The following is a 16012-nucleotide window of genomic DNA, read 5'->3' as shown; positions in this document are numbered from 1 at the left end:
GATGGGGAGGTCTCGCGTAACGATGAACAGGACAAGAAAGCTACGCAGTGCGGTGGTCAGCGGACTGGCCGTGCTGGCGATGGCGGTGCCGGTGGCGCTGGGCGCGGTCCCGGCCGCCAGCGCGAAGATCCCGATCGACCCGGCGAAGGTGATCGCGGACATCGCCAAGGCCGCGTCCCAGAACGCGAAGTACGAGGAGTTCACCTGGGCTGAGGCCGAGGTCGCCGAACGCGACACCAACTACGAGTACAACGTGATCGTCCTGTCCATCTCGGCGATCACCCAATGGGGTGCGAAGGTCGACGTCCGCGGCGGCCCCGACCGGGGCCAGCCGATCTACACCACGGTGGAGGACAACGGCTGGAAGTACGGGGTGTGGATCTTCGACACCGGCACCTTCGACGGCGGCGGATACGACTACGACAAGGACTACCCGGCCTGGTCCCGCTTCCGCGGTGACTTCGGCAAGAGCGGCCGGTACAACGACCATTACACGTTCCGCTCCCGCCCCGACCGCGGCCAGGGCAACCAGGGCGACAAGAAGGCGTTGCGCAGCAGGGAGAACGGGCTTCTGGCCGATGACGATGGCGCCCGCAACGCCAACGGCAACCTGGTGAAAGCCGAGCGTGCCAACAACAACGCCGCACAGGTGTGGTCGCTGGAGGCGCAGGGCGGTGACGTGTACGTGCTCAAGAACGGTGCCACCGGGTACTCCAAGGCGCTCGACCTGGACACGGGCAACGGCAAGGTGCAGGTGTGGACCTACGGTGGCGGCGCCAACCAGCGGTGGAAGATCGTCGGTGGCGGCCCGGACGGCACCGTGTCGATCATCAACACCCAGACGTGGGGATGCCTGTCCACCGGCAGCCTCGGGCAGGGGCTGAGTGTGCAGCCGTGCCACGACTGGGCCAGCCAGTACTGGTACCTCGACGGCCGCTGACCTCGCGCGGGTCGGTAAGCCGCGCAAGCGCGGCTTACCGACGCTCAAGCATCGACGTGCCGGCGTCGCCAGAAAGACGCGTCCGGCCACTGCGTTTCCAAGCCGTAGTAGGCGAGTCTGGCCTGCCGGTACGCACTGAGTTCGTCGGCCTGGGCACGCTGGTACTCCTGTACGGGTTTGACCTGGCCCGCCAGCCAGTGTGCCATCGCCAGGCCGCCGAGGGCACCGGTCGTCAGAGCTCGGGAGATACCGCTGGACGAGAGCGGATCGACGCTCATGGTGGCATCGCCCACCGCGAGCCACCTGCCCGCGGTGGTGCCGGATTCGAGGTGGTGGCTGGCCGCTGTGTGCGCCGTCGGGGCCGACACCCGTTGGGTGTTCGCGACCCGATCACGGATGTGGTGGGTCCGGGCCAGCCGCTCGTCCCAGGTCCGGTCGTGGGTGAGTCGGAGCCGACGGCAGAGGTCCGCGTCGGTCATGAACACCACTATCCGGCGATCTGGTGGCAGCGGCGCGGTGTACCACCATCCGTCCTTTGTGGACTCGATGAGGGTGTTGCCGCCGCTGGTGGTTGGTCCACGGTACTGCGCGGCGACGCCGACCAGGCGATCGCAGGTGTGTCTGTGGGCGCCGACGGAACGGGACAGCCGCCCGGTGCGTCCGGTCGCGTCGATCACGGCATGTGCTGTGATCTCGCCACGTCCACGCAAGGTCAGCCGCCAACAACCGTCGGACGGACCTACGCATTCGGTGACACGCGTGCCACACAGCAGCCTGACGCCCGCGTCGGCTGCGGACGCGGCCAGCCGGGAGTCGAACAGACTTCGGTCGACATGCGCGCCAGCACCGTGGACGTTGAAGATGAACGGAAACGACTGCAGGTCGCGCCCGCCCCACGCGCTTTCGTTGCCATTGCAGGGAAGCCAGTCGTCTTCGCGAAGTCCCCACTGGGTCAGCAGTGCTGCCGCGTCCGGCGGCAGGGTCTCGCCGATCCGGTGCTCCTCGTAGTGGGACGCTTCGAGGAGCACCGTCCGGTAGCCGGCTTTGGCGAGGGTGGCTGCCGCCACGGCGCCTGCGGGGCCACCGCCGACGACAGCCACCTCGTACATCTCGTTACGCAGCAAGGTCATCGACTGTGCGCCGCGTCCCGCGACCGAACCTCCCGCGCCGGTTCCTGCGCTGGGATCACGGTCTCGTGCCACGTCGTCGCGGTCGCGGACTGCTCTCGCTGGAACGGATGGCCGTCCGCGCTCACCCCACTGATCCGGACACGGCCGCGGTACGTACCAGGCTCGTCCGTGGGGAACGTCCCGGCGAACCGACCTGGCATCTGTTCGGCCAACGGCGTCTCCTGTTCAGAGCCGTCCGGTCTGGTGATCACCGCCCACGCACGGGCGCTGTCCGGGACGAGTTCGGCGTCGGTCAGGCTCGCGTGAATCGCCAGCGGCGCGTCGAAATCGGTGCCACGCGGGATGATGGTGGCGCGCATCGACATGCTGGAGTAGACCTGGGCAACCAGGCTGTACGCGACAGCTTTGGCTCCGGTCGTCGAGAGCAAGGCCCGCCACTGCCCGGCGTGGTCGAAACGGCCGGGCATGAACTCCAGCGGTAGCGTGATCCGGTAGTGGGCGACGCCCGAGGGTGCCTTGATCAGGCGCGCCGGGTCGACCGCCAGGCCGACCGGGCTCAGCAGCCGGAAGTCGACCAGGTCGGCGTTGTCGGTCAGCAGGATCAGGTCGACCGCCGTGTCCACTTCGGTCAGGTCGAACGGGACGCTCTGGTCGTACCCGGGCAGCAGCGTGCCGTCGACGTCCAGGGCGGTTCCCGCGTCCACCAGCGAGGTGGCCAGCCGCACGGCCGCCCGCGCGGGCCCGAAACCATCCGGGTGACTGTGGTCGAGGTCCATCGACTGAAGGTCGGCCACCGCGTCCGGCGTACCGGCGGGCAGCAGGTCGGCCAGGACCGACGCGGCCCGCTGCACCGCCTCCTGGCTGTCTGTTGTGGACAGTGTGGTGGTCGCGGTGGTCGCCCTGATCGGGATGACCCAGCGCTGGTCGCCGACCGGGTCGCTGACGATCACCCGGTCCTCGATCCGCTCGCCGGTCTCCGTCGGCTGGTAGGTCACCCGGAACGACACCGTGGCCATCTCGCCGGCCCCGGTGGGCTCGACGGTGATGGAACCGCGATCCACCTCGAGGCCGGCATGGCTCGGGCCGTCGCCGGGGGCGATCCGGAGGGTGACCGGCTGCCCAGGCGCGGACACGTCGAACGTGATCTGCCCGCCGACCCGTTTCGGGATGTCGAACGCCGCCGGAACGACGTCGCTGAAGTGCAGTTGGTAGCTCCTGAGCCGCACGGTCGGCAGCGGAGCGCGCCCGACTTCCAGGAACTTGTTCCCCACCGGGAGGACGAAGCCGAAGGTGTGCCAGTTGCGGACCATGTTCGTGAAGCCCTTTCGGCCCCGGTCCCAATCCAGCGTACCGGCGGACTCCGTGTGCACCTGGTTCGGCCGGGGGACCGGCCACCAGTTCTCCCCGCAGGCGCTGAAGTCGGTCTGCCACGGGTTCGCCAGGTACGCGGTGATGGCACCCGGTTCGACCGTGCTTTTCAGGCGCAACCGGTCGGTGTCGTCGTAAAGGGAGTTGTCGAGGATGGGCTGCGTACCGAACCCACCGACTTCGATGCCGGGCCCGAAGGACTCGCCGACGCAGGCGCTCAGTGCCGCCCGGTCGAGGTCATCCGGGGTGACCTTCTCCGCCGGCTTCGGGCCGTGGCCGTCCGCTGGCCAGTCGTTGACGACCTGCTCGCCCCCGTCCTTCCACTTCCGCATGATGTCGTACTGGATCGAGGTGAGGCTCACGGTCGTCTCCAGCTTGGGCATGGTGCCTCCACCTGAGGGATTCCTTGGATCCCGCAGGTTCTCGAACACACGCTCCCGCAGCTCCTTCGGCATACTCCGGAGCTTGTCGTCGGCCGCCCAGTCCTTTCCGTGCCGCTTGCCGGCGTTCTTGTTCGTCCACTGTGTATCCACCGCGCGCCTGAGGATGGGATACACGTCATTGGTGTACGAGACCTTGGCCGGCACCGAAAAAGTCGGGTTCCGTAGCTGGAAGAGCCGGTCGTACAGGGTGATGACGGTGTCGAAATGCGGCCCGTACTTCGGCGGCGCCACAATGATCCACGCGCCCACCACGGGAACGTTCCGGCCGTTGATCGTGACGGTCGCCGTGACGGGGCCGTCGGACGTGTCGTCGTACCATCCCGGGTTCCGCATGATGCGCTCAGGTTCCCGGCCGTGCCAGGAGGTGGACTTGCCGTAGCCGCCAAGCACCACCAGGTGCCCTTGTGGGTCGGTGCGGAGCTCGCCGAGTGGCACCGGGCGTTCGGACTGGCGCGAGAACGTGATCTTCCCGGCGAGCTTCGGTCCGGTGTGGGCGCCGTCGCCCCTGACCGTCTGCTTCCCCGAGTCGATGACCAGGCCGGGCGACCGCTCGTTGTCCTCGTCTATCCACGGCTTCTTGTTGCGGACGTGGACCTGCCAGGTGATCGAGATCCCCGGGTGCGCCTTGGTCAGTTCCTTGGGCGGACCGTCGTCGTAGTAGGCGAACAGGCGGAATCTGGCGGCCTGCCGTTTCACTCGGCCGGCCCCGTCCTTGAATTTCTCGTGCGGGTCGGTCCGCTGCCACACTTGTTCGGGTCCGATGAAGAAGTCCGCGCTGTTGCCGACTCTGGCGATGCCGATCGCCGGATGGATCCGGATGCTTTTGATCTCACTCATCGGTGACTTCCTTCGGTGCGGATGGGGAACGGACGGAAATCCGGTCCGTAGTTTCCGAGCATCAGGCCGGGGAGTGGAGTCCTCATCAGTGCCTTGGCGTGTTTACCCATCTCGCGCATTGCCCGCACGGACGCGGAGAAATGCGTGTTCTGTTTGGCGGTGTCCGACTCGCGCCACACGGCGTTGAGCTCGGTGAGCGTCTTCTTGTACTGGACGTCGAATTTCTTGAGATTGTCGGCGACCTCGCCGGATGTGTTCTGCCAGCCGCCGTCGGGCACGGGCATCATCGGGTACACCTTGGTCGGAAACGGGACCTTCGCGCCGACGTAGTCCCACTTGCCGTCCGGTTTCCTGACGTACCGTCGGCCGTTGACCAGTGCGCCGAACCGGTAGTAGTGCGGGAGGACCTCCGGGGTTTCGTCCGGCGGGGTCCGGCTGCCCTCGCCCTCCTCCTTGATTCTCGTGATCACCTTGAGCGCGGTCTGGTAGGTGTCGACGAGGGGAAGGTCCGGGAACCCGTTGCGCTCGTACTGTCGGGCCTTGGTGACCGGCGGAAGGATGTCGGGCCTGGTCCGGATCACCGACTCGACGGCGTCGTAGAACTCGCCGATCGTCCTGGCCTGGCGGTCCGCCGGCCACAGCTGCTCGGGCAGCTCGATGGCCATGAAGACGTCCTGAACGTACTCCCTGGTCAGGCCGCCCAGGTATACCCGCAGCCGGTCCCGGTCGATGCCGGGCAGCTCACACGGGTAGCCGGGCACGCGGGTGACATCCGGCGTGCCACCGATCGCGGTGAGCAGATTGCAGGCCAGCGCCGCGTGGAACATCTCGTCGCGGACGATCTCCCAGATCGTCTCCGCCGCCTCGGCCGAGGACTGGTCCGAGCTGTTCTCGATCGACCAGAGGCCGCAGAGGTACGGCGGGATGGTGGACAGTTCGAGTTCCACGGCCGTCTGCAGCGAGCGCTTGAGCCAGTCGAGATCCTGCTCCTCCGGCGGGCAGGCGAGCTGGCGTTCGATCGATTGGATGAGCGATGTGTCAAATGTTGACGTGGTCACGTTACTTCTCCTTGGAAACGTGAATCATCGAACACGTCTGAATGGTTCGGTCGCGCTTGACGTCAAGCTTCGGACGCTACCACCGGATTCTTGGCACTGACAGCCGTTCGCTCGAAAGGGTGGCCAATGTGCGCAACGGACTTTTGCCCGATGGTGCGAAGAAGGCCGACAGAAAGGTGATTCTCCATCGAGAAATCTCACAGTTCGTGATCGGAACGCCATCTCCCCAACCCGGCGAGCGGCAAAGCCGCACCTACGCGCAGGCCCGGTCCTGCCACCAGCGGCGGGCCGCCAGTGCGGCGAGCCCGGCGCCGGCGGTGTTGAGCAGTACGTCGTCCACAGAGGACACCCGGTCCAGGCGCAGGACGTACTGGGCGGTCTCGACCAGGACCGAGCAGCCGGCCGCGAGCGCCAGGATCCGCGGTACCGACGCCAGTGCGGCGAACCGCAGCGGGCCGAAGAACCCCAGAGCCGCGAACACCAGCAGATTGCCGACGACCTGGACCGTCGCCGTGAGCGGCCCGTCGGCAAGGACCGCGAGAAGATCCCGCAGCGGTACCACGCTTACCCGGCCGGGAACGGCGCCGGCCCGGCCGCCCGGCAACATGATCATCCATACCCACGGCACGGTCCCGTAGACCATGCCGACCTCGGCCAGCGACATTCGCCACGCCCATGCTGGCGTGGTGCCGGTGACGCTCCGGCGGCGTGCCAGAAACCACACTGCCAGTACGGCCAACGGCAGTACGGCCACCGTGATGAGTACGACGCCATGGACCGTACCCACCCAGCTGTGCCACCCCTCGGTCATGCCACCTCCGCGTGCGCCGGCCGTGAATCTACCCAGCCCGGCGACATCCGCTAGCATATAAATGCTCATTCATATCGGAAGGGGTGGTCATGTCCGACGGTCATCACCTCCGCGCCGAGGTCGCGGTCATCGGTGCCGGCCTCTCGGGCCTGGCCGCCGCGCACCGTCTGGTCGAGCGCGGGATCGACTCCGTCGTGGTGCTGGAAGCCGCCGAGCGGGTTGGTGGCCGGGTGTGGAACCGGCCACTGAGCCATGGCGGCCTCATCGAGGGCGGGGCCATGTACGTGTGCCCGGCGCAGCGGGACATCTGGCGGCTCATCGAGCTGTTCGGGCTGGAGATGTTCCCGACGCACAAGGACGGCGCGCACGTCACGGAGCTGAACGGGGTACGCCACGTCAGCGACGGCGCCGTGCCGCCCATGGCGAAGTCCGCCCGTGACGAGCTGCGCCGCGCGCTCCGCGCGTTCGACGAGCTGGTCGCCGGCGTTCCCGCCGGGGAACCGTGGCGCCATCCTGAGGCGGTGGTGCTCGACCAGACAAGCCTGGGCGACTGGCGGGACGGAAGGATCCGTGACCCGATCGCCCGCGTCCAGTTCGACCGCTGTGTCAGTGGCTGGCTGGCGACGCCGGCGTCTCGTGCGTCCCTGCTGGGCGCCCTGCACTACATGGCGACGTGTGGCGGCGTGGCACGCATGCTTGCCGACCAGGAGGTCACCTACCGGTTCACGGGTGGCTCGCAGCGGCTCGCGCTGGCCATCGGTGAGCGGCTCGGTGACCGCCTGGTGCTTGGTACGCCGGTGTCCGCGGTCGAGGACCACCGGGACGGTCCGGTACGCGTCACGAGCCGCCGTGCCGAAGTCGCGGCGGACCATGTCATCGTCGCGCTCAACGCGCTCGGCACCCGTGCGATCGACTTCTCGCCGGGGTTGGGTGCGGGACACGAGCTGCTGGCCGGCTCGTGGCTGCCGGGGCAACTGCTGAAGCTGAACGTCGTCTACGCCGAGCCGTTCTGGCGAGCCGACGGGTTGAGCGGCAGCGCGAGCAGCGACACCGGCCCGTTCCCGGCAGTCGTCGACTCCTCGCCGCCGGACGGCTCGGTCGGCGTCCTGACGGTGATCGGCTTCGTGTTCCCAGCGGACGAGCCGTTCGGCAGTCCGCCGGAGTTCTTCGTCGACGCGGACCTGCGGCGCGCGGCCGCGCTGGAACAGCTCGTGCGCTTCTTCGGCCAACGCGCCCGGGAGGTAGTGGAGTTCCAGGAGACGAACTGGCCCCGGCAACCGTGGATCTTCGGCTGCCAGGGCACAACGCCGCCCGGCGTGGTCACCCGGGCCGGCTCGGCGTTGCGCGCACCAGTGGGGCGGGTCCACCTCGCCGGGACCGAGACCGCGACCCGGTGGACCGGCTGGATGAACGGAGCCGTGCAGGCCGGCGAGCGCGCTGCCGACGAGGTGCTCAGCGAGCGGTCACCCGTTCGATGATCATCGCGTTGGCCATGCCGCCGCCCTCGCACATCGTCTGCAGGCCATACCGTCCACCGGTGTCCTCGAGGTGGTTGAGCAGCGTGGCCAGCAGCCGGGTCCCGGACGCGCCGAGCGGATGCCCGAGTGCGATCGCCCCGCCGCGCGGGTTGAGCCGCTCGGCGTCCCCGCCCAGCTCCGCCGCCCACAGCAGCGGTACCACCGCGAATGCCTCGTTGACCTCGTAGGCGTCGATCTCGTCGAGACGCAGGCGGCCGGCCTTCAGCACTCGGCGCGTGGCCGCGACGACGCCGGTGAGCATCAGCAACGGGTCGCTGCCGACGACGGACATGGCGTGCACGCGGGCTCTCGCGACGAGGCCGAGTTCGGCGGCGCGCGGCTCGGACATCACAAGCACACCAGAGGCGCCGTCGGTCAGTGGCGACGAGTTCCCCGCCGTGACGCGCCATTCGATCTCCGGGAACCGGTCCCCGATCGCGGCGTCCCGGAAGGCCGGCGCAAGCCCGGCCAGTGCCTCGGCGGTGGTACCCGGGCGGATCGTCTCGTCCTGGACGAAGGTGCCCAAGGGCACCGTTTCCCGGTCGAACCCGCCGGCCGCCGCGGTGTGGGCGGCAAGCCGGTGCGACCGGGCGGCGTACTCGTCGAGCGCGGTGCGGCCGATCTTCCAGCGGGCCGCGACCACCTCGGCCGCGTGCCCCTGCTGGATCACCCCATCCCGCACCCCGGTCGGGTCGCCGCCCCGCGTGTTGGCGAACATCGGTGCCCGGCTCATCGACTCGACACCACACGCGATCGCCACGTCATACGCGCCGGCCAGCACGCCCTGCACGGCGAAATGGACGGCCTGCTGGCTGGAGCCGCACTGCCGGTCGATCGTCACCGCGGGCACCGACTCGGGGAAACCGGCGAGGAGCACCGCCGTCCGGCCGATGTTCAGCGACTGATCTCCGCTCTGCGTCACACATCCGGCGATGACGTCGTCCACAATGGCCGCGTCGAGGCCGGACCGGTCCACCAGCGCGCGCAGCACCACCGCCAGCAACTCGGCCGGATGGACGTGGTGCAGCGCTCCGCCCGGCTTGCCCCGGCCCGACGGGGTGCGGACGGCATCGACGATGACCGCCATGGTCATGCGCCGAGCAGCCGTTCGGCGTTGCCGTGCAGCCAGGCGCGTTCGGTCTCGGCGCCGAGGTCGAGCCCCTGGACCTCGCGGGCCAGGATCCCGATCGGCACCGAATGCACCCAGGTGACTGAGCCGAACATGATCTTGTGGCGGGCCGTGGTCCGGCCGTAGTTGAGCATCGGCTCCCAGCCGGAACCCGCCGCGCGCATGTACTTCGGCCGGTGCGCGCTGAACTCCAGGTAGACGTTGGGCTGGCGCTGCAGCACCGCCATCGCCTCGGTGATCCACGGCCAGCCGCCGTGCCCGGCGACGATGACCAGATCGGGGTGCCGTGCGGCGATGTGGTCGAGGTCGCGCCAGGTGCAGTGGTCGAACACCCGGTTCGGCGAGTAGCTCGTGCCGGTGTGGATCCACAGTGGCACCCCCAGTTCGGCCGCGCGCGCGTAGAGCCGGTGACACTCCGGGTCGTCCGGTGCCCGGTCCGCCCACCAGTGCACCATCGACGCGCCGCGCACGCCGAGGTCGGTCACGCAGTGCTCGAGCTCGGCGATGGCGGCGGGAACGTCCGCGAGATCGAGCCCGGCCCAGACCTCCAGCAGGTCGCGGTGCGGGTCGGTGATCCGCACCAGCCGGTCGTTCACCGTCGTCCCGTCCGTCAGCCGGCTCTGGCCGCCGTGCAACACCTGCCGCGCGACGCCGTTCGCGCGCAGGTCTGCGGCGTAGTCGTCCACACCGACCGCGAGCCCGGGGCCGTCCAGCAAGGCGCTCACCGCGTCGCGGGCACTCCTGTCGAGCGCGTCCCGGTACCGCTGCAGGTCGATCCCGGCGTGCCGGGCCAGTGGGACGGCGAAGGTGCGCAGGTAGCCCGGCGCGAGGTTGGCGAACGAGTGGAGATAGCTCTCCCAGCACTCGAGGTCGAAGTACACGCCGCACATGTCGACGACCTGGGGCGGTGTTGTCATCTGTCCTCCGAAGGATCAGGGGGTTGCGCTCTGGGCTGTCCTGGCGCAAGATCGTACGATAATAAATGTTCATTCATATGCCAAGTGGTGGTGATTCCCGATGACGCACGACCCACGGTTTCCGGACCGGGACGAGTGCACGGTCCCGGGCCTGCTCCGCCGGCGCGCCCGGGAACAGCCGGACGACCCGTACGCGACGTTCACCGACACCGGCGAGGAATGGTCCTTCATGGACGCCTACGCGGCAGCCCGAGCAGCAGCCCGTGGTCTGCGGCAGCTCGGTGTCGTCGTGGGCGACCGAGTGCTCGCCTGGCTGCCGAACGGCGCGGAGGTGCTGCGGGTCTGGTTCGGCGCCAACCTGCTCGGCGCGGCGTTCGTGCCGATGAACCTGGCCTATCGCGGGGCGATCCTCGAGCACGTGATCCGCATCAGCCAGGCCAAGGTGCTGGTGGTCCACGCGACGCTCCTCGACCGGTTGGCCGACGTCGACCTGGCGGGCCTGGAAGTCGCCGTGGTCGTCGGTCCCGGCCCGCCCAGCCCCGAACTCCTCGTCGCGACGGCGCCCTTCGAGCTCCTCACCGGGGACGGCGCCGGATTCACCGAGCCGGAGACGCCGGTCGAGCCGTGGGACACCCAGTGTGTCGTCTTCACCTCGGGCACCACCGGGCCGTCCAAGGGTGTGCTGTGCTCGCACCTGCACCAGTACGAGACCGTGCGGGCGGTCGCGGACAACTTCCGGCCGGGTGAGCGGTCCCTGATCGCCCTACCGCTCTACCACGCCGGCGCCACCCAGGACGCGTATGCCGCGCTGGTGATCGGCGGCTCGTTCGTCGTCTGTCCCCGGTTCCGCACCGAGGAATTCTGGGACGTCGTGCGGGCCGAGTGCGTCACCGTCGTCACGTTGCTCGGTGCGATGGCACGGTTCCTGCTGAGCCGGCCGGAATCCCCTGACGACGCCGACAACCCGCTGCGCACGGTCTTCCTCGTTCCGTTCACTGAGGACGGCGCGCGGTTGCGCGATCGGTTCGGGGTGGACGTGTACACGGTCTTCAACATGACCGAGGTCTCCGCACCGATCGTCTCGGCCAGGAATCCCGACCGGGTGGGCAGTTGCGGACGAGCGCGGGCCGGCGTGACGCTACGGCTGGTGGACGAGCACGACCGGCCGGTGCCGATCGGCGAGGTCGGCGAGTTGATCGTCCGCACGGACACGCCATGGGCGATGAGCCACGGCTACCTGGGAATGCCGGCGGAGACCGCGCATGCCTGGCGAAACGGCTGGTTCCACACGGGCGACGCCTTTCGGTGCGACGCGGCAGGCGACTACTTCTTCGTCGACCGCATGAAGGACGCCATCCGCCGGCGCGGCGAGAACATCTCCTCCTTCGAGGTGGAGGCCGACGTGGCCGCGCACCCCGATGTGCAGGACGCGGCGGCGGTGCCGGTGCCCAGTGCCGACACCGAGAACGACGTGCTGGTCGTCGTGACCGCGGTGCCCGGCCGGACGATCGACCCGGAGGCCCTGACGCGCTGGCTCATCCCGCGTATGCCGCACTTCATGGTTCCCCGGTACGTGCGGGTCGTGGACACGTTGCCCCGCACACCCACCAACAAGGTACGGAAATACCTGCTGCGGCAGGACGGAGTCACGCCGGACACATGGGACCGCGCCACCAGCGGTCTCGTGCTCGGTGGCACCCGGACGGAGGCACACGATGCGGTATGACGGTCAGGTCGCGGTGATCACCGGCGCGGCCGGCGGTATCGGCGGCGCCACAGCGCACCTGCTGGCCGAGCGCGGGGCGACCGTCGTCCTCGCCGACCTGAACGGCGACGGCGCACGGGACCAGGCGGCGAAGATCGGCCCCAGCGCCTGGGCCGCCGGCTGCGACACCACCGACCCGGACCAGGTGGACGGCCTGTTCGACACCGTCGTCGACCGGTATGGCCGGATCGACCTGGTGTTCGCCAACGCCGGCTGGGGATCGGTCGGGTCGGTGCTCGACACGTCCTTCGACGACTGGCGCCGGGCCTTCGACGTCAACGTGCACGGCACGTTCCTCACCGCCCGTGCCGCGGCCGTCCGGATGGTGCGGCACGGCACTCCCGGCTCGATCGTGGTCACCTCGTCGACGGGCGCTGTCGTCCCCACCGCGATGATGGCCGCCTACTGCAGCGCCAAGGCCTCGCTGAACATGCTCGTCGCCGTCATGGCCTACGAACTCGGGGCGCACGACATCCGGGTCAACGCCGTGCTGCCCGGTGTCGTCTCGACGCCGATGACCCAGGCCATCCTGGCCGCGGGCGCCGAGGACCACGTGCTCTCGAATGTCCCGTTAGGACGGCTGGGGGTGCCGGCGGACGTCGCCAGGACGGTCTGCTACCTGCTCAGCGACGAGGCGGCGTACGTCACCGGGACCGCGCTGGTCGTGGACGGCGGCGGCGCCATCCCCGGCGCCGGCTGGTACACGAACGACTTCCGCCGGCGCGGTGCGACGACGTGGCGCCTGCAGCGATCACGAGGAGCGAGATGACCGGAATCATCGGCTACGCCAGCTACCTGCCGCACTACCGGATCACCGAGGCGGCACTGGGCACCAGGGCCGGCGGGCACGGGCGGCTGGTGGCCTGCCACGACGAGGACACCACCACGATGGCGGTCGAGGCATGCCGCCGGGTGCTGTCCGCCGGCCGCCATCCGGACCTGGCCGCGGTCAAGGTCACCACACCAGTTCCGCCGTATCTGGTGAAGAACAACGCGTCGGCGGTGCACGCCGCGCTCGGGCTGGACGAATCCGTCCGCGCCACCGACGCGGGCTCGGCGACCCGGTCCGCCCTGGCCCTGCTCATCGAGGCGGCCCAACAGGATCGCGCCCAGTTGCTCGCGGTGTCGGACATGCGCGGCGGGTTGCCCGGCGGGCCGGACGAGCGCGAGGGCGCGGACGCGGCCGTCGCGTTCGTCACCGGCTCCGGGCCGTCGGTCATCGCCGAGGTGCTCGGCGACGCCGCGGTCACCATGGAGATCCTGGAACGGTGGCGGTTGCCGGGCGCGCCGGCCGACCGCCGCTGGGAGGAGCACTTCGGGGCCGAGCAGTACGTGCCGGCCGGGCAGCGCGCGTTCGACGCCGCGCTCAAGCAGGCGGGGCTCACCGCGAGCGAGATCGACTACCTGCTCGTCTCCTCGACCAACCGCCGTGCGGCCCGTACGTTGCGCCGCACGGCGGGCACCCGGCCCGAAGCGTCTACAGTGGACTCCACGGGCGGGTTGGGTCAGGCCGGGGCCGCCGACGCCGGGGTGCAACTCGCCGCGGTGCTGGATCTCGCCGAACCGGGCCAGCACATCGTCGTGGTCAGCCTCGCCGACGGCGCGGACGCGGTCGTCCTGCGGACCACCGACGCGCTGGTGAGCGGCCGGCAACGGATCCCGTTCGGCGACCAGGCGGCCGCGTGCGACGACCCGGTGGACCAGTTCACCGTCCTGCGGTGGCGTGGCCTCCTGCCGGTGGAGGACCTGCCCCGCCCGACACCGAAGGCGCCGATGGGACCACCCGCGCGACGTGCGACCGGCTGGAAGTTCGCGCTGCGGGGGTCGGTCTGCTCGTGTGGCGCGGTCCACCTGCCTCCGCAGCGAGTGTGCGCCTCGTGTGGCGCGGTCGACGACATGCGGGTCCGGCCCGTCGCCGGCCGGCCGGCCCGCGTGGTCACCGGCACCACGGACCGCCTGGCGTGGTCACCGCATCCGCCGGCGAGCTACGCCGTCATCGACTTCGACGGCGGCGGGCGCCTGGAGTGCGAACTGACCGAAGTGGACGACACGGCCATCGCGCCGGGCCTGGCCGTCGAGATGGTCTTCCGGCGCGGCCACACCCGGGACGGCGTGCACAACTATTTCTGGAAAGCGCGTCCAGTGCGCGGAGAGGCGGGCTGATGGGGTCCCACGGACTGAAGAACCAGATCGCGATCGTCGGGATGGGCTGCACCCGGTTCGGTCACCACCGCGACCGCGGTCTCGACGACCTGCTCGTCGAGGCCGCCGTGGCCGCTTTCGACTCGGCCGGTGTCCGCCAGGACCAGGTCGACGCCTACTGGTTGGGTACCTTCGGCTCCGGCGTGGCAGGCACCACACTGTCGCGGCCACTGAAGATCGGCTACAAACCGGTCAGTCGCAATGAGAACTACTGCGCCACCGGGTCGGACGCGTTCCGCAACGCCTGCTACGCCGTCGCTTCCGGCGCGTACGACGTCGCGCTGGCGATCGGCGCCGAGCATATGAGCGATCCTGGTATCGCCGGCATCCCGTTCACGCACCCGTTCAGCGATGGCACCCGGCTCGACATCTCCGCACCCGGCTCCTACAGCTACCTGTTCACCGCCTACGCGCACAAGTACGGGGTCAGCGAAACCGACCTCAAGGACGCTATTTCGCACGTGGCGTGGAAGAACCACGACAACGGCGCCGGAAACCCCAGGGCACACCTGCGGACGCGGGTCAGCAAGGAGGCGCTCGCCACCGCGCCGCCACTGGCCGGGAACCTCAGCCTGTTCGACTGCGGCGGGCTTTCCGACGGTGCGGCCGCGGCCGTGGTCGTGCGGGCCGAGGACGCGGAGAAGTACACCGACCGCCCGATCTACCTGCGGGGCATGTCGTTCGTCACCGGACCGGGCACCGGCGCGATGGATCCCGGGTACGACTTCAGCACCTTCCCCGAGGTCGTGGCCTCCCGCCGGGAGGCGTTCGGCCAGGCGGGCGTCGGCTCGCCGGACCGGATCGGGATGGCCGAGGTGCACGACTGCTTCACCATCACCGAACTGATCCTGATGGAGGACCTCGGCTTCGCCGATCGTGGCACCGCGTGGAAGGAGATCCTCGCGGGCACCTTCGACCGGGACGGCGCGCTGCCGGTCAACCCGGACGGTGGCCTGAAGTCGTTCGGTCACCCGCTCGGCGCGTCCGGGATCCGGATGATCTTCGAGTGCTGGTCGCAGCTGCGGGGCGAGGCGGCGGACCGGCAGCTTGACCTGACCGGCAAGTACGCCGTCACCCAGAACCTCGGCGGTTACCCAGGCGAGTGCGTCTCCTTCGTCTCGGTGTGGGGGGCTGAGCGCGGATGACCAGGGAGCTGACCGGCCGCGTCGCGCTCGTCACCGGGGCCGGCCGGGGCATCGGCGCCGGGATCGCCCGCCTGCTCGTGGCCGAGGGGGCGCTCGTCGCCGTCAACGACATCGACACCGCGGCGGCCGGCCGGACCGTGGCCGAGCTCACCGCGGCCGGGCACCAGTGCGTGGCCGTCCCCGGTGACGTGAGCGAGCCGGGCACGGCACGGGCGGTCGTCGACGAGACCGTCGCCCGGCTCGGCGGGCTGGGCATCCTGGTCAACAACGCGGCGACCGGGCGCCGGCTGAAGATCCGCCAGTGGACGCCCGAGCAGTGGCACCAGGTGCTGGCGACCAACCTGAGCGGGCCGTTCTTCCTCGCCCAGGCCGCCGTCGACCACCTCGCCGAATCCGGGCACGGTGCCATCGTCAACGTCTGCTCGACCGCGGTCATCGGGTTCTTCGGGCAGATCGGCTACGACGCCTCCAAGGGCGGTCTGCTCACCCTGACCCGCTCGCTGGCCGTCGAGCTCGGCCGCGAGGGCGTCCGGTCCAACGCGGTGTGTCCGGGGTTCATCGACACCGGCCAGGTCGATGCCGCGAACCTCGCGACCGTCGCGCACAAGCAGGTGGCCACCCAGCCGATCGCGCGGATGGGACTGCCCACCGACGTGGCCGGCGCGGTCACCTACCTCGTCAGTGATCAGGCCGCCTACATCACCGGTCAGTCGTTGTTCGTCGACGGCGGCTGGATCCGCCACTGAAAGC

The 16012-nt window shown here is 69.6% G+C and carries 13 protein-coding genes; 7 read left to right on the top strand and 6 right to left on the bottom strand.

The genetic code is table 11. From position 1 onward, the window contains the following. The first annotated feature begins 22 nt into the window (after window positions 1-22). Window positions 23-940: an RICIN domain-containing protein gene (locus EV192_RS09920; RefSeq protein WP_132113647.1), complete on the top strand. Its 918-nt coding sequence runs from the start codon at window positions 23-25 to the stop codon at window positions 938-940. A 44-nt stretch (window positions 941-984) separates the two neighbouring features. Here the strand turns inward: EV192_RS09920 and EV192_RS09915 are convergent, their stop codons facing one another. The 4 genes from EV192_RS09915 to EV192_RS09900 form a co-directional block, all read right to left on the bottom strand. After that, window positions 985-2070 (bottom strand): NAD(P)/FAD-dependent oxidoreductase, encoded by a 1086-nt coding sequence (locus tag EV192_RS09915; RefSeq protein ID WP_132113645.1) that lies wholly within the window; start codon window positions 2068-2070, stop codon window positions 985-987. After that, window positions 2067-4718 (bottom strand): LodA/GoxA family CTQ-dependent oxidase, encoded by a 2652-nt coding sequence (locus EV192_RS09910; protein ID WP_132113643.1) that lies wholly within the window; start codon window positions 4716-4718, stop codon window positions 2067-2069. Before EV192_RS09910 ends, EV192_RS09915 begins: the two co-directional genes overlap by 4 nt. Then, window positions 4715-5776 carry a ferritin-like domain-containing protein gene (locus EV192_RS09905; protein ID WP_132113641.1) on the bottom strand — a complete coding sequence of 354 codons (1062 nt, stop codon included), beginning with the start codon at window positions 5774-5776 and terminating at the stop codon, window positions 4715-4717. The genes EV192_RS09910 and EV192_RS09905 overlap by 4 nt, the downstream gene beginning before the upstream one ends. A gap of 253 nt (window positions 5777-6029) precedes the next feature. Beyond that, window positions 6030-6587: a VanZ family protein gene (locus EV192_RS09900; protein WP_132113639.1), complete on the bottom strand. Its 558-nt coding sequence runs from the start codon at window positions 6585-6587 to the stop codon at window positions 6030-6032. Between the two features lie 89 nt (window positions 6588-6676). Between EV192_RS09900 and EV192_RS09895 the strand changes: the two genes are divergently transcribed. Beyond that, complete coding sequence (locus EV192_RS09895; protein ID WP_132113637.1) at window positions 6677-8065, top strand: flavin monoamine oxidase family protein; 1389 nt, start codon at window positions 6677-6679, stop codon at window positions 8063-8065. Here EV192_RS09895 and EV192_RS09890 read toward each other — a convergent pair. Next, window positions 8040-9197: a thiolase family protein gene (locus tag EV192_RS09890; RefSeq protein WP_132113635.1), complete on the bottom strand. Its 1158-nt coding sequence runs from the start codon at window positions 9195-9197 to the stop codon at window positions 8040-8042. The genes EV192_RS09895 and EV192_RS09890 overlap by 26 nt on opposite strands. Continuing rightward, window positions 9194-10150 carry an amidohydrolase family protein gene (locus EV192_RS09885; RefSeq protein WP_132113633.1) on the bottom strand — a complete coding sequence of 319 codons (957 nt, stop codon included), beginning with the start codon at window positions 10148-10150 and terminating at the stop codon, window positions 9194-9196. Before EV192_RS09885 ends, EV192_RS09890 begins: the two co-directional genes overlap by 4 nt. 100 nt (window positions 10151-10250) lie before the next feature. Here EV192_RS09885 and EV192_RS09880 point away from each other — a divergent pair, with 100 nt between their 5' ends. From EV192_RS09880 to EV192_RS09860, 5 genes are read left to right on the top strand one after another with little or no spacing between them, the layout of a single operon-like run. Further along, entirely contained in the window at window positions 10251-11876 is a 1626-nt protein-coding gene (locus EV192_RS09880) for an AMP-binding protein (RefSeq protein ID WP_132113631.1), read from the top strand. Continuing rightward, window positions 11866-12684, top strand: a complete 819-nt coding sequence (locus EV192_RS09875) for an SDR family NAD(P)-dependent oxidoreductase (RefSeq protein ID WP_132113629.1) — start codon at window positions 11866-11868, stop codon at window positions 12682-12684. The genes EV192_RS09880 and EV192_RS09875 overlap by 11 nt, the downstream gene beginning before the upstream one ends. Further along, window positions 12681-14078, top strand: a complete 1398-nt coding sequence (locus tag EV192_RS09870) for an OB-fold domain-containing protein (RefSeq protein ID WP_132113627.1) — start codon at window positions 12681-12683, stop codon at window positions 14076-14078. The genes EV192_RS09875 and EV192_RS09870 overlap by 4 nt, the downstream gene beginning before the upstream one ends. Further along, on the top strand, window positions 14078-15262 hold the full coding sequence (locus tag EV192_RS09865) for an acetyl-CoA acetyltransferase (RefSeq protein WP_132113625.1): 1185 nt from the start codon (window positions 14078-14080) through the stop codon (window positions 15260-15262). The genes EV192_RS09870 and EV192_RS09865 overlap by 1 nt, the downstream gene beginning before the upstream one ends. After that, a complete protein-coding gene (locus EV192_RS09860) occupies window positions 15259-16008 on the top strand; it encodes an SDR family NAD(P)-dependent oxidoreductase (RefSeq protein WP_132113623.1) in 750 nt (249 codons plus the stop codon). The genes EV192_RS09865 and EV192_RS09860 overlap by 4 nt, the downstream gene beginning before the upstream one ends. Window positions 16009-16012 lie beyond the last annotated feature (4 nt).

This window comes from Actinocrispum wychmicini, from assembly GCF_004345645.1.
GTDB classification, from domain to species: Bacteria; Actinomycetota; Actinomycetes; order Mycobacteriales; family Pseudonocardiaceae; genus Kibdelosporangium; species Kibdelosporangium wychmicini.
This window is presented reverse-complemented; position numbering and strand designations above follow the sequence as displayed.

What these genes read in the sequence shown, in the direction of transcription:
- EV192_RS09880 (WP_132113631.1), top strand. Translation starts at nt 10,251, where the DNA reads ATGACGCACGACCCACGGTTTCCGGACCGGGACGAGTGCACGGTCCCG.
- EV192_RS09895 (WP_132113637.1), top strand. Translation starts at nt 6,677, where the DNA reads ATGTCCGACGGTCATCACCTCCGCGCCGAGGTCGCGGTCATCGGTGCC.
- EV192_RS09885 (WP_132113633.1), bottom strand. Translation starts at nt 10,150, where the DNA reads ATGACAACACCGCCCCAGGTCGTCGACATGTGCGGCGTGTACTTCGAC.
- EV192_RS09875 (WP_132113629.1), top strand. Translation starts at nt 11,866, where the DNA reads ATGCGGTATGACGGTCAGGTCGCGGTGATCACCGGCGCGGCCGGCGGT.
- EV192_RS09870 (WP_132113627.1), top strand. Translation starts at nt 12,681, where the DNA reads ATGACCGGAATCATCGGCTACGCCAGCTACCTGCCGCACTACCGGATC.
- EV192_RS09900 (WP_132113639.1), bottom strand. Translation starts at nt 6,587, where the DNA reads ATGACCGAGGGGTGGCACAGCTGGGTGGGTACGGTCCATGGCGTCGTA.
- EV192_RS09890 (WP_132113635.1), bottom strand. Translation starts at nt 9,197, where the DNA reads ATGACCATGGCGGTCATCGTCGATGCCGTCCGCACCCCGTCGGGCCGG.
- EV192_RS09920 (WP_132113647.1), top strand. Translation starts at nt 23, where the DNA reads ATGAACAGGACAAGAAAGCTACGCAGTGCGGTGGTCAGCGGACTGGCC.
- EV192_RS09915 (WP_132113645.1), bottom strand. Translation starts at nt 2,070, where the DNA reads ATGACCTTGCTGCGTAACGAGATGTACGAGGTGGCTGTCGTCGGCGGT.
- EV192_RS09910 (WP_132113643.1), bottom strand. Translation starts at nt 4,718, where the DNA reads ATGAGTGAGATCAAAAGCATCCGGATCCATCCGGCGATCGGCATCGCC.
- EV192_RS09860 (WP_132113623.1), top strand. Translation starts at nt 15,259, where the DNA reads ATGACCAGGGAGCTGACCGGCCGCGTCGCGCTCGTCACCGGGGCCGGC.
- EV192_RS09865 (WP_132113625.1), top strand. Translation starts at nt 14,078, where the DNA reads ATGGGGTCCCACGGACTGAAGAACCAGATCGCGATCGTCGGGATGGGC.